The sequence below is a fragment of the Streptococcus sp. HMSC064H09 genome (genome assembly GCF_001812625.1).
Lineage (GTDB): Bacteria > Bacillota > Bacilli > Lactobacillales > Streptococcaceae > Streptococcus.
On sequence record NZ_KV809556.1, the window covers coordinates 169,558 to 182,623 of the forward strand.

At 41.7% G+C, this 13,066-nt stretch carries 11 protein-coding genes; all 11 read left to right on the forward strand.

The annotated features are described in order from the left end of the window. Positions 1–69: 69 nt before the first annotated feature. Positions 70–1,284 carry a pyridoxal phosphate-dependent aminotransferase gene (locus HMPREF2867_RS02190; protein WP_004183315.1) on the forward strand — a complete coding sequence of 405 codons (1,215 nt, stop codon included), beginning with the start codon at positions 70–72 and terminating at the stop codon, positions 1,282–1,284. A gap of 268 nt (positions 1,285–1,552) precedes the next feature. Continuing rightward, positions 1,553–2,338 carry a GTP-sensing pleiotropic transcriptional regulator CodY gene (gene codY, locus HMPREF2867_RS02195; protein ID WP_002884784.1) on the forward strand — a complete coding sequence of 262 codons (786 nt, stop codon included), beginning with the start codon at positions 1,553–1,555 and terminating at the stop codon, positions 2,336–2,338. Positions 2,339–2,403: 65 nt separating this feature from the next. Continuing rightward, the gene (locus HMPREF2867_RS02200) at positions 2,404–2,955 is read left to right on the forward strand and encodes a cysteine hydrolase family protein (RefSeq protein WP_070575441.1); all 552 of its coding nucleotides are present in this window, start codon (positions 2,404–2,406) and stop codon (positions 2,953–2,955) included. Between the two features lie 157 nt (positions 2,956–3,112). Continuing rightward, entirely contained in the window at positions 3,113–4,552 is a 1,440-nt protein-coding gene (locus tag HMPREF2867_RS02205; protein ID WP_070575443.1) for a 6-phospho-beta-glucosidase, read from the forward strand. Between the two features lie 194 nt (positions 4,553–4,746). Next, positions 4,747–5,955 carry a glycosyltransferase gene (locus tag HMPREF2867_RS02210; protein WP_070575445.1) on the forward strand — a complete coding sequence of 403 codons (1,209 nt, stop codon included), beginning with the start codon at positions 4,747–4,749 and terminating at the stop codon, positions 5,953–5,955. A gap of 3 nt (positions 5,956–5,958) precedes the next feature. After that, complete coding sequence (locus HMPREF2867_RS02215) at positions 5,959–6,840, forward strand: glycosyltransferase family 2 protein (protein ID WP_070575447.1); 882 nt, start codon at positions 5,959–5,961, stop codon at positions 6,838–6,840. Between the two features lie 50 nt (positions 6,841–6,890). Then, positions 6,891–8,189, forward strand: a complete 1,299-nt coding sequence (locus tag HMPREF2867_RS02220) for a glycosyltransferase family protein (protein WP_070575449.1) — start codon at positions 6,891–6,893, stop codon at positions 8,187–8,189. Continuing rightward, positions 8,170–9,642 (forward strand): glycosyltransferase, encoded by a 1,473-nt coding sequence (locus HMPREF2867_RS02225; protein ID WP_022496411.1) that lies wholly within the window; start codon positions 8,170–8,172, stop codon positions 9,640–9,642. Before HMPREF2867_RS02220 ends, HMPREF2867_RS02225 begins: the two co-directional genes overlap by 20 nt. A 139-nt stretch (positions 9,643–9,781) precedes the next feature. Further along, positions 9,782–10,084: an Asp-tRNA(Asn)/Glu-tRNA(Gln) amidotransferase subunit GatC gene (gene gatC, locus HMPREF2867_RS02230; RefSeq protein ID WP_070575453.1), complete on the forward strand. Its 303-nt coding sequence runs from the start codon at positions 9,782–9,784 to the stop codon at positions 10,082–10,084. Further along, positions 10,084–11,550: an Asp-tRNA(Asn)/Glu-tRNA(Gln) amidotransferase subunit GatA gene (gatA, locus tag HMPREF2867_RS02235; protein ID WP_064523870.1), complete on the forward strand. Its 1,467-nt coding sequence runs from the start codon at positions 10,084–10,086 to the stop codon at positions 11,548–11,550. The genes gatC and gatA overlap by 1 nt, the downstream gene beginning before the upstream one ends. Beyond that, positions 11,550–12,992: an Asp-tRNA(Asn)/Glu-tRNA(Gln) amidotransferase subunit GatB gene (gatB, locus tag HMPREF2867_RS02240; RefSeq protein ID WP_070575455.1), complete on the forward strand. Its 1,443-nt coding sequence runs from the start codon at positions 11,550–11,552 to the stop codon at positions 12,990–12,992. Before gatA ends, gatB begins: the two co-directional genes overlap by 1 nt. The last annotated feature ends 74 nt before the right edge of the window (positions 12,993–13,066 follow it).

Sequence of the window (13,066 nt, forward strand, 5' to 3'; positions counted from 1 at the left end):
TCAGGTGTTGAATTTTCTTATTTTCTGCTAGATGTATCTGCTTTTAGTATCTTTTGAAAGGATTAACTTATGAAAACATTTGATAAATCATCAAAGTTGGAACACGTTGCCTATGATATTCGTGGACCAGTTTTGGATGAAGCCAACCGTATGATTGCTAACGGTGAAAAGATTCTTCGTCTTAATACGGGAAATCCTGCGGAATTTGGCTTTACAGCACCGGATGAAGTCATTCGTGATTTAATTATGAATGTTCGTAACAGTGAAGGGTATTCGGATAGTAAAGGGATTTTCTCAGCTCGTAAGGCGATTATGCAGTATTGCCAGTTAAAGGGATTCCCAAATGTAGATATTGATGATATTTATATTGGTAATGGTGTTTCAGAGATGATTTCCATATCTATGCAGGCCTTGCTTGATGATGGAGATGAGGTCTTGGTCCCAATGCCAGATTATCCTCTTTGGACAGCCTGTGTCAGTCTAGCAGGCGGTAATGCCGTACACTATGTATGTGATGAAAAATCTAACTGGTATCCAGATATTGATGATATCAAATCAAAGATTACGTCAAATACTAAGGCAATTGTAGTCATCAATCCCAATAATCCTACAGGTTCGCTCTATCCTAAGGATGTTCTTGAACAGATTGTGGATATTGCTCGACAAAATGATTTGATTATCTTTGCGGATGAGATTTATGACCGCTTGGTTATGGATGGTAAGAAACATACTGCAATCGCTAGTCTTGCACCAGATGTCTTCTGCGTGTCTATGAATGGTCTTTCTAAGTCTCACCGCATCTGTGGTTTCCGTGTGGGTTGGATGGTTCTCTCTGGACCTAAAAAGAATGTCAAAGGCTATATTGAAGGGCTTAATATGTTGGCTAACATGCGTCTCTGTGCCAACGTGCTCTCTCAACACGTTATTCAGACTTCACTTGGTGGCTACCAATCCGTTGATGAGCTCTTGATTCCTGGTGGGCGTATCTATGAACAACGTGAGTTTATCACGAATACCGTAAACGCTATTCCAGGGCTATCAGCTGTTAAGCCAGATGCAGGGCTTTACATCTTCCCTAGGATTGACCGTAACATGTATGATATTGAAGATGATGAAGAATTCTGTCTTCGTCTCTTGAAGAAGGAGAAGGTTCTCCTAGTTCCAGGTAAAGGCTTTAACTGGAATGAACCAGATCACTTCCGTATTGTCTATCTTCCTCGAGTGGAAGAGTTGGCTGATCTCGGTAATAAAATCGAACGAGTCTTGTCATATTACAAGCGCTAATTCCTTAAAAAAACTGGACAATAAGGCTTGTCCGGTTTTTATTGTCTCTAAAAAGGGGATGTATTTGAGTAAAATCCGAACGTTTTTCCTAAAAATGCCATAATATACTTAATATAATGAATAGTAGAATAATAAATAATTTTCAGACAATTGTTTGCAATTTCTGGGTTAAGTGTGCTATAATGATAAGGCTAGTGGGTCTTGATGATGGCGATTGCTTCAAGACTTGATATTATTATGATTACAATAGAAAGTGAAGACAATAAATATGGCAAATTTGCTGGCTAAAACACGTAAAATTACATCTATCTTGCAACGTTCAGTGGATAGCTTGGAAGGCGATCTTCCATATAACAACATGGCTGCTCAGTTAGCAGATATCATTGATTGTAATGCTGCTATCGTCAATGGTGGTGGTGCTCTCCTTGGTTTTGCCATGAAATACAAAACCAACAATGACCGTGTAGAAGAGTTTTTTGAAGCTAAACAACTTCCAGAGGAATATACTCGTGGTATTAGTCGTGTTTATGATACTCAAGAAAACATTGGTATTGACAGTGACTTGACCATTTTCCCAGTGGAATCAAAAGATGATTTCCCAGACGGTTTGACTACAATTGCACCTATCTATGGTGGTGGTATGCGTCTCGGTTCTTTCATTATTTGGCGTAATGATCATGACTTTGTGGACGAAGACCTTATCTTAGTTGAGATTGCCTCTACGGTAGTTGGTTTGCAATTGTTGAACCTTCAAACAGAAAACTTGGAAGAAACGATTCGTAAACAAACAGCTATTAATATGGCTATCAATACCTTGTCTTACTCAGAGATTAAAGCTGTTTCAGCTATCTTGAACGAGTTGGACGGTTTGGAAGGTCGCTTGACTGCGTCTGTTATCGCTGACCGTATCGGAATTACACGTTCAGTTATCGTTAATGCCCTTCGTAAGTTGGAATCAGCTGGTATTATTGAGAGCCGTTCACTCGGTATGAAAGGTACTTATCTTAAAGTCCTTAACGAAGGTATCTACGATAAATTGAAAGAATACGAATAAGAAGAATACTGAAAGAAAGTGAGGTAGGAGGAACCTGCCCCACTTTTTTAAAAGGAGAAAGAAGCATGACAAAGGCATTGATTTCAATTGATTACTCTTATGATTTTGTGGCAGATGATGGAAAGTTGACGGCTGGAAAGCCTGCACAAGCCATTGAAGACCGTATTGCTCAGGTAACTCAAGAGGCCTATGACAATGGGGACTATATCTTCGTGGCTATGGACAGACATGATGAAGGAGATACCTTCCATCCTGAAACCAAGCTCTTCCCGCCTCATAATATCGAAGGCACATCTGGTCGTGACCTTTATGGAAAGTTAGCTGAAGTATATGATGCTATCAAGGATGATAATCGTGTTTTCTGGATGGATAAGCGTCATTATTCAGCCTTTTCTGGAACAGATTTGGATATTCGTTTGCGTGAACGTCGTGTGACGACGGTTGTTTTGACAGGAGTTTTAACGGATATTTGTGTGCTCCATACAGCTATTGATGCCTATAATTTAGGTTATGATATCGAAGTTGTGGAGAGCGCTACTGCATCCTTGACGTCAGAAGCGCATGATTTTGCTATTGGGCATTTTAAGAATGTGCTTGGAGCAACAATTGTGGAGTAGAATGATTATGGTCGAGAGTGGGTATTTGTCCTACTCTCGATTTTTTTGTCTGGAATCATAGGATAGTATCAGTATTTCGTAGTTTACTATAAGAAAACGATTGCAAATTAGTATATACTATTACTGAAATAATCTTGAATCATAAAGAGGTAGAACAATGACTAAAAAATTGACTTTTCCTGATGGATTTTTGTGGGGCGGTGCGACAGCAGCCAACCAATGTGAAGGTGCCTATGATGCTGATGGGCGTGGTTTAGCTAACGTTGACGTAGTGCCAATTGGTGAGGATCGTCTTTCAATAATCACAGGACGTCGTAAGATGTTTGATTTTGAGGACGGCTATTTCTATCCAGCTAAGGAAAGCATCGATATGTACCACCGTTACAAGGAAGATATTGCTCTCTTTGGTGAAATGGGCTTTAAGACTTATCGTCTTTCTATTGCTTGGTCACGTATTTTTCCTAAGGGTGATGAGACTGAGCCAAATGAAGCTGGGCTTGCCTTTTACGAAGACCTCTTCAAGGAATGTCATAAGCATGGGATTGAACCCTTGGTGACCATTACTCACTTCGATTGTCCAATGCACTTGATTACCGAGTATGGTGGCTGGCGTAATCGTAAGATGCTTGGCTTCTATGAAAATCTCTGCCGTACCCTTTTCACACGTTATAAAGGTTTGGTTAAGTACTGGCTCACTTTCAATGAAATCAATATGATTCTCCATGCACCATTTATGGGAGCGGGGCTTTGCTTTGAAGAAGGTGAGAATGAGGAACAGGTTAAATACCAGGCAGCTCACCATGAGTTGGTAGCTTCAGCTATGGCGACCAAGTTGGCCCATGAGATTGATCCTGAAAATAAGGTTGGTTGTATGTTGGCGGCGGGTCAATATTATCCAAATACAGCCCACCCTCGTGACTACTGGGCAGCTATGCAAGAAGACCGTAGTAGCTACTTCTTTATTGATGTTCAGGCTCGAGGAGAGTACCCAAACTATGCTAAGAAGCAATGGGAACGTGACGGCATTAAGATTGAGATGACTGAAGAAGATTTGGCTCTTCTCAAAGAGTATACTGTTGATTTTATTTCTTTCTCTTATTATTCAAGCCGTGTGGCTTCAGGTGATCCAGAAGTTAATGAAAAGACTGCTGGAAATATCTTTGCTTCTATCAAAAATCCATATTTGGAAGCTTCAGAGTGGGGTTGGCAAATTGATCCACTAGGTCTTCGTATTACCCTCAACGCTATTTGGGATCGTTATCAAAAACCGATGTTTATCGTTGAAAATGGTCTTGGTGCTGTAGATACGCCAGATGAAAATGGCTATGTTGAAGATGATTATCGTATCGACTACTTGGCAGCCCACATCAAGGCCATGCGTGATGCTATCAATGAAGATGGTGTAGAGCTTTGGGGCTACACAACATGGGGCTGTATCGACCTTGTTTCTGCTGGAACTGGTGAAATGAAGAAACGTTATGGCTTCATCTATGTAGACCGTGACAACGATGGTAATGGTAGCCTGAAACGCTCTAAGAAGAAATCATTTAACTGGTATAAAGAAGTTATCGCAAGTAACGGTGCCTCTGTAGAATAGTCTATGAGTTGAGAGGTGTTCGCTGTTTTAAACCACGTGCTAGTCTGAATTCTATTTTACGCGTTTAACGAACACTAAAAGAAAATTGATCTCCAATTAAAGTCAGCCTTAGGGTTGGCTTTTTTTGTAAGAGATAGAAATTGTAATGTTTTCTAAAAAATGATATTCTTATTAGAGTTTGAGAGGAAAAAAACATGGGGAAAAAATCAGTTGTATTTGTAGCAGAGCTATCCTATATGGAAAAGTTAGAGGTGGCTCTAAAATCTTTGTGTGCACATAAAGGGCAGTGGAAAATTTATGTGCTAAATGAGAATTTACCAACAGAATGGTTTACGCTGATGAATCGTCGTTTAGAGGCTATTGATTCCGAAATTCTCAATTGTCGTGTGTCTGCCGAAAGCTTTAAACAATTTTCACTTCCAAGTACGCATATTCATTATGCGACTTTTTTCCGTTATGCGATTCCTGAGTTTGTTCAAGAAGATCGCGTTCTCTATTTAGACTGCGATATGATTTTCACGCAAGATTTGTCACCGCTTTTTGAGGTGGATCTTGGCGGATATGGTATTGGAGCGGTAGTGGACCGTCCGACGACGACAGATGGTTTTAACGCTGGTTTGATGATTATTGATACCGATTGGTGGCGACAACACAAGGTGACAGAGTCTCTTTTTGACTTGACTAAGGAGCATCATCAAAATGTTTATGGGGATCAAGGAATCTTGAATCTTTATTTCAAGGATGCTTGGCAACAACTCCCATGGACCTATAATCTCCAAGTGGGTTCTGATAAGGACCAGTATGGTTATGGAGATTTGGAATGGTATGATGCTTTCAAAGGGGTGCCAGCGGTTATTCATTATACTTCCCACAATAAGCCATGGACCTCTAAACGTTTCAATCGTTTTAGAGATATTTGGTGGTTTTACTATGCCCTATCTTGGGAAGAAATCCTATTGAGAAAGCCGTCCTTAAAGCTCAGTTTTAGTGATATGGTAGGTGATTTCCCTTACCATACGGCCATTTACACCAACACTGCGGACATCTTTGAGTTGGAACATTTGCTGAAGGTCTTTCCAGATGTGGCTTTTCATGTTTTGGCTCATTCTCATTTCGGGTTTAATTTGGTTAAGTTGGAGCAGTATCCAAACCTTATCCTTTATCCGTCCTTTGATCCATTGACCAGTCGAAAGGTCTTGGAAAAAATCGACTTTTATTTGGATATTAACCCATTTGACGAGGTTGATCATATCACAGAAACGATTCATCAGTTGGGCCTCCCAATTTTCTCTTTTGAAGGAACCAATCATGACCAAACTGGGAAAAATCAAGTGTTCAAGAATGACCAGGTTGATCAAATGGCAAAGGCTATTCGAGACTATATAGATACGATTGAGAGATAGACCATGGAAAATAAAGAAGTAGTTAGTATTGTTATTCCCATTTATAATGTGGAAGCTTATTTAAAGCAGTGTTTGGAAACGATAGTGAATCAGACTTATCCAAACCTTGAAATCATTCTTGTCAATGATGGTTCCCCGGATAAGTCAGAGGAGATTTGCAAGGAGTTTTTCAAGCGAGATTCGCGTATTCGCTATATGCGACAAGTTAATGGTGGCCTGTCTGCAGCCCGAAATACAGGAATTGACCTAGCCACAGGTGATTACATCACTTTTGTAGACCCAGATGATTGGGTAACAGAGGATTATGTGGAGACCTTGTACACTCAGCTTAAGAAGTATGAGGCAGATGTTTCTATTGCCAACTACAACTTGTTCAACGAGAGTACCAGTAAGTTTTTGATTAAGGTAACGGAGAACGATTATTCTGAAACCCTCTATGAGGGGAGAGATATTATAGACCAGGATGCCATCCAAGAAACAAGAGATATGGCCTGGGCATGTGCTATGATGAAACTCTATAAAATCTCCTTATTTGAGGACCTTCGTTTTCCTGTTGGGAAGAATGTCGAAGACAATTTCCTTATGTACAAACTCTTGTTAAAGGCCAATCGTGTTGTTCATACTGAAAAATGTATCTACTGGTACCGAGTGGGTCGTAAGGATACGCTGTCGCAGGTATGGACAGAGAAGCGTGTCTTAGATGAGATGGAAGCCAAGAATGAAAAACTAGCTTTACTAGGTATGTTGGGCTATGATTTGACCTGGCACCGTTATATTTATAAGACACGTCTGAAACGGGCGATTGAAAAAATGGAAGAAGCTAATCTTCAAGATACTGAGACCTATAAGACGGCGCAGGTTAACTTGAGATTTTTGGAGCAATAAAGGTCGAGGGTTAAGCTATTTATTGCTTGGATTAGTCAGAAAGGATAACTATGCTTATTATTGCACAAGAACCTAGTCAGGCAACGGAAAAACTGAGAAGATTACTAGACTCCTTTGGTATCCAATCCCGTTTGTTTTACACGAATTTTGAAACGGATGTTGATAAGGACACTATTAGTTTAGCATCGTCATTTATTTATTCCTCTGAGGAAGATTATCAAGGGAAACCACTCTTTTTTAACGATTTGTCAGTTCCCATCTACTGGGAATTGTGGACTTTAGGGATTACGACCTATATTTTTGATGGTCAAGACCGCCGTGCCAGTGTCATTTTCCGTGACAATCTAAAGGAACGTACGGTCAAACAAGTCCAATGGTTTGGACAAGGGGAAAAAGTTGTTGCGGTTGATGATTATAATCGCTATGGTTGGCGTACCAAACAGCGCCTTCTGGATGATCAGGGGCAAGGCATTATGGATATTTACTTTAATCGTAATCAAGAAGAGGTCTTGCTTCACTATATTCAAGATGGATACCTGATTGATCAGGGGTCTGAAGGAAGAGATAGGATTTTTTCAGGTAGGGAAGAATTAACTAAGGCTGTTTTGAATCAGATCCTTGAGTCAGACGAAGCTATCATCTGTATGGATTCCAGTCTAATCCCGACATTGCAGACCTTGAATGCTAATCGTCTGGTTTATTGCTCCGACACTCATGATGGTCTTGAGTTTATTCAAAATCAAGTGAATCATGTTTTGGTTACTAATTATTATCCACAAGAGGAACGTAAGTCAGGAATGATTTATTTAGCTGGTGCAGAACAAGACGGTTCTCAGACTTTTGTGCCTCAAGCCATGGTGATGACTGCTTCTGAAAATATTGAGGGCCTAGCTGACTTAGTTGATGCTTTTCCGGATATTGACTTTCATATCGGAGCCCAAACTAGTATGGGACCAAAGTTGACTTGTCTCGAAGATAAGAGAAATGTCCATCTTTACCCAGGAATTCGTCAGGAGAAATATCAAGAGCTACTTAGGAATTGTTTCATTTATTTAGACTTGAATTATGGAAGTGAAGTGTCTGATGCAACTTTGGATGCGATTGAAAATGGGCAGTTGATTTTTGGCTTAGAATCAACGGTTCATCGTCCCTACTATAAGGACTTACCAACGGTCTATACTTCCTTAGAGGAACTAGAGCAAGGGTTCCGACAACTCATACAGCAAGCAGAGTTTTACCCTAAGGCTCTTGAAAGTCAGAAAGAGGTTTTGAAACTCGCCGAGAGGGAAGAAATCTTAGCTTTCTTTACTAGATTGGAGGGGGAAAAAGATGACGATTTACACCTTTAACCTATTGGTGGGCTATGAACCTAATGGTGTCGATGTGGCTCAGGCGTCTAGAGCTTTGATGCTACGTGAATTAAATGAGCCTGCTAAATTTGTCTTTACGACCTGGCCACAACCCTATAAATTAGATTATTATCTTTCTTTGGGGCATCGCTACGAGGAGCTCCTCCATGCCTATCTTAGCTTTACAGATCAAGACAGTCATATCCCATCTTTGACAGTGGGGGCCTTGCAGCAAAAATATAAGTTGACACGTCTAGATTTGAAGAGCCAAAGTGAAATAGAGTCTGTTTATGCCTGTTCTGATGGGACTTCTTTAGTCTTTAAGATGGATCCCTACCAAAAAGGTAGTGTGCGGTATGTAGACTACCACGTTAATGGCATGCTATTGAAGCGTGAGTGGTATGGAACAAGTAAATTGGTTACAGAATACTTTGAAAAAGGCATTATCATCAGGAGAAGTTATCACAATAAAGATGGTCGCATTGCCTTTGAAGAACTCAAGCAAGGAGCCAACTGGTTATATAGGCTAGGCACTGAAATTTTAGTGACCAAGACAGAGGTCATGCGTCGTTTTCTAGCAAGACTTCCTTTGACAGCTGCGGATACCTTGTTGCTGGATAGGGCTTCCTTGATGGAGTTTATGCGACCGATTTATGAACTGGATTCACCTGCAAAGCTAGGTTTTGTTTTTCATTCAGAGCATGAGTTTGAAAATGGGGACCTCTACTATGAGTATTATTACATCTTTAAGTACGCCCAACGCTTTGACTTCTTTATCACAGCTACTGAGGCACAAAAGGCTGTTTTAGAAAATACTCTGCAAAAGCAAGGTGTCACAGACGCTGCTATTTATGCCCTAGCAGTGGGACATTTGGATAAACTTAGTTTTCCAGAGGAGCAGAGGAAGCCTCTTAGTTTGATGACGGCTTCGCGATTGGACCCACGGAAACGCTTGGATTTGGCTATAAGAGCCGTTACCCTTGCCCATCAAAAAGAGCCTAACCTTCGCTTTGACATCTACGGTAAAGGTGGGGAGCAAGAGAATCTACAAGATCTAATTGATACTTTAGGGGCGAATGATTACATCCAACTTAGAGGACATGCGGATTTGCGTGACGTCTACCCTCAGTATGAACTTTATGTCACTACCTCTCAGTGGGAGACCTTTGGTTTGACCCTGATGGAAGCGGTAGGAGCAGGTTTAGCCCTGGTTGGTTTTGATGCCCGTTACGGCAATCCAACCTTCATCAAAGATGGTGAGAATGGCTATCTGGTTACTTATAGCGAGACTATGGATGAGGACCTGCTTGTTTCTCAGATGGCGGATAAAATTGTATTTGCCTTAGAGAGTGATCTTGAGTCTATGCACCAAGCCTCATATGAGTTGGCCAAACAGTATTTGAAACCTGAAATTCTAGAGGCTTGGAGAAAGCTCTTGATAGCCATACGATAAGTGTTTTGAAAAAGCTCTATCTCTGTAAACTGTAATGACAAAAAAGTTACTACAGTTTTTTTATCCTCCAAGCAAAATAGGCTAAATTATGGTAAAATAGAAGGTATTGAAAAATCATCATTTCACGAAAGGAAGCAAGATGAAAATTACGCAAGAAGAGGTAACCCACGTTGCCAATCTTTCAAAATTGAAATTCTCTCCAGAAGAGACAGCTGAGTTTGCGACAACCTTGTCTAAAATTGTCGACATGGTGGAATTGTTGGAAGAAGTGGACACAACAGGTGTTGCCCCAACAACAACCATGGCTGACCGCAAGACCGTATTGCGTCCGGATATTGCTGAAAAAGGGACTGACCGTGACCGCTTGTTTAAAAATGTACCTGAAAAAGATAACTATTACATCAAGGTACCAGCTATCCTAGAAGATGGAGGAGATGCCTAATGTCATTCAACAATAAAACCATTGAAGAGTTGCACGACCTCCTTGTCTCTAAGGAAATTTCGGCAACGGAATTGACCCAAGCAACGCTTGACGATATCAAGGCGCGTGAAGAAGCGGTCAATGCCTTTGTAACGGTGGCCGAAGAAGCTGCCCTTGCACAAGCTAAGGCCATTGATGAAAAAGGAATCGATGCAGACAACCTCCTGTCAGGGATTCCACTCGCTGTCAAAGACAATATCTCAACAGATGGCATCTTGACCACTGCGGCTTCAAAAATGCTCTATAACTACGAGCCAATCTTTGATGCGACAGCTGTTGCCAATGCCAAAGCCAAAGATATGATTGTCATCGGGAAGACCAACATGGATGAATTTGCCATGGGTGGATCTGGTGAAACATCTTACTATGGCGCGACTAAAAACGCTTGGGACCACAGCAAGGTGCCTGGTGGATCTTCTAGTGGTTCAGCAGCTTCTGTAGCTTCAGGGCAAGTCCGTTTGTCCCTTGGTTCAGATACAGGTGGTTCTATCCGTCAACCGGCTGCTTTTAACGGGATTGTTGGTCTCAAACCTACTTATGGAACAGTTTCACGTTTTGGTCTCATTGCCTTTGGTAGCTCACTTGACCAAATTGGTACTTTCTCACCAACGGTTAAGGAAAATGCCCAATTGCTTAATGTTATTGCCAGCGAAGATGCCAAGGATTCAACTTCTGCACCTGTTCGTGTAGCAGACTTTACTTCTAAGATTGGTCAAGACATTAAAGGCATGAAGATTGCCCTTCCTAAGGAATACCTCGGTGAAGGGATTGACCCAGAAGTCAAAGAAACCATCCTCAATGCGGCTAAACACTTTGAAAAATTGGGAGCAACTGTCGAAGAAGTTAGCCTTCCACACTCTAAATACGGGGTTGCTGTTTACTACATCATCGCTTCATCTGAAGCTTCTTCAAACTTGCAACGTTTCGACGGTATTCGCTATGGTTTCCGTGCAGAAGATGCTAAAAACTTGGATGATATCTACGTGAACACTCGTAGTCAAGGCTTTGGCGATGAGGTCAAACGCCGTATCATGCTTGGTACCTTTAGTTTGTCATCTGGTTACTACGATGCTTACTACAAGAAAGCTGGTCAAGTCCGTACCCTTATTATTCAAGACTTCGAAAAAGTCTTTGCGGATTATGACCTTATCCTTGGTCCAACAGCTCCAAGTGTAGCCTTTGATTTGGATTCGCTCAACCATGATCCGGTTGCCATGTACTTGGCTGACCTCTTGACCATTCCAGTCAACTTGGCAGGTCTTCCAGGGATTTCGATTCCTGCAGGTTTTGCGCAAGGTCTTCCAGTTGGTTTGCAGTTGATTGGTCCTAAGTATTCTGAAGAAACCATCTACCAAGCTGCAGCTGCCTTTGAAGCAACGACGGATTACCACAAGCAACAACCCCTTATTTTCGGAGGTGACAATTAATGAACTTTGAAACAGTCATCGGACTTGAAGTCCACGTTGAATTGAATACAAACTCAAAAATTTTCTCACCAACCGCTGCTCACTTTGGAAATGAGCAAAATGCCAATACCAATGTGATTGACTGGTCTTTCCCAGGGGTGCTTCCTGTCTTGAACAAGGGTGTTGTAGATGCTGGTATCAAGGCTGCTTTGGCGCTGAATATGGATATCCACCAGCACATGCACTTTGACCGTAAGAACTATTTTTACCCTGATAATCCAAAGGCCTATCAAATTTCGCAATTTGACGAGCCAATCGGATATAACGGTTGGATTGAAGTGCAATTGGAAGACGGCTCAACTAAGAAAATCGGGATTGAACGGGCTCACTTGGAAGAAGATGCCGGTAAGAACACCCACGGAACAGACGGTTTCTCTTATGTAGACCTCAACCGTCAAGGGGTCCCATTGATCGAAATCGTATCTGAAGCAGATATGCGTTCTCCAGAAGAAGCCTACGCTTATTTGACAGCTTTGAAAGAAGTCATCCAGTACACTGGTATTTCAGACGTCAAGATGGAAGAAGGATCGATGCGGGTGGATGCCAACATTTCCCTTCGTCCATACGGCCAAGAGGAATTCGGTACCAAGACGGAGTTGAAAAACTTGAACTCCTTCTCAAACGTCCGTAAAGGTCTTGAATACGAAGTACAGCGCCAAGCGAAAATCTTGCGATCAGGTGGGGTCATTCGTCAAGAAACACGCCGTTATGATGAAGCGAATAAGAGCACCATTCTTATGCGTGTCAAAGAAGGAGCAGCGGATTACCGTTACTTCCCAGAACCAGACCTTCCATTGTTTGAAATCTCAGATGAGTGGATCGAGGAAATGCGCACAGAGTTGCCAGAGTTTCCAAAAGACCGTCGTGCTCGCTACGTGGCAGAGCTTGGCTTGTCTGACTATGATGCCAACCAATTGACAGCGACGAAAGTTACTTCTGACTTCTTTGAAGCAGCTGTAGCCCTTGGTGGAGATGCCAAACAAGTGTCTAACTGGCTCCAAGGTGAAGTCGCGCAATTCTTGAACGCAGAAGGCAAAACGCTTGAAGAAATCAAGTTGACACCAGAAAACTTGGTCGAAATGATTGCCATCATCGAAGATGGAACCATTTCATCTAAGATTGCCAAGAAAGTCTTCGTTCACTTGGCGAAAAACGGTGGCGGTGCGCGTGAATACGTTGAAAAAGCTGGTTTGGTACAGATTTCAGATCCTGAAGTCTTGATCCCAATCATCCACCAAGTCTTTGCAGACAATGAAGCAGCCGTAGCCGACTTCAAGTCAGGTAAACGTAACGCTGACAAGGCCTTCACCGGCTTCCTCATGAAAGCAACCAAAGGCCAAGCCAACCCACAAGTAGCCCTCAAGCTACTTGCTCAAGAATTGGCTAAGTTGAAAGAAGAGTAATAGATAAACAACCAGCCGAAAGGTTGGTTTTTTCTTTGCAGGGTATACAAAAACTCCTACGAATCGACTCGTTA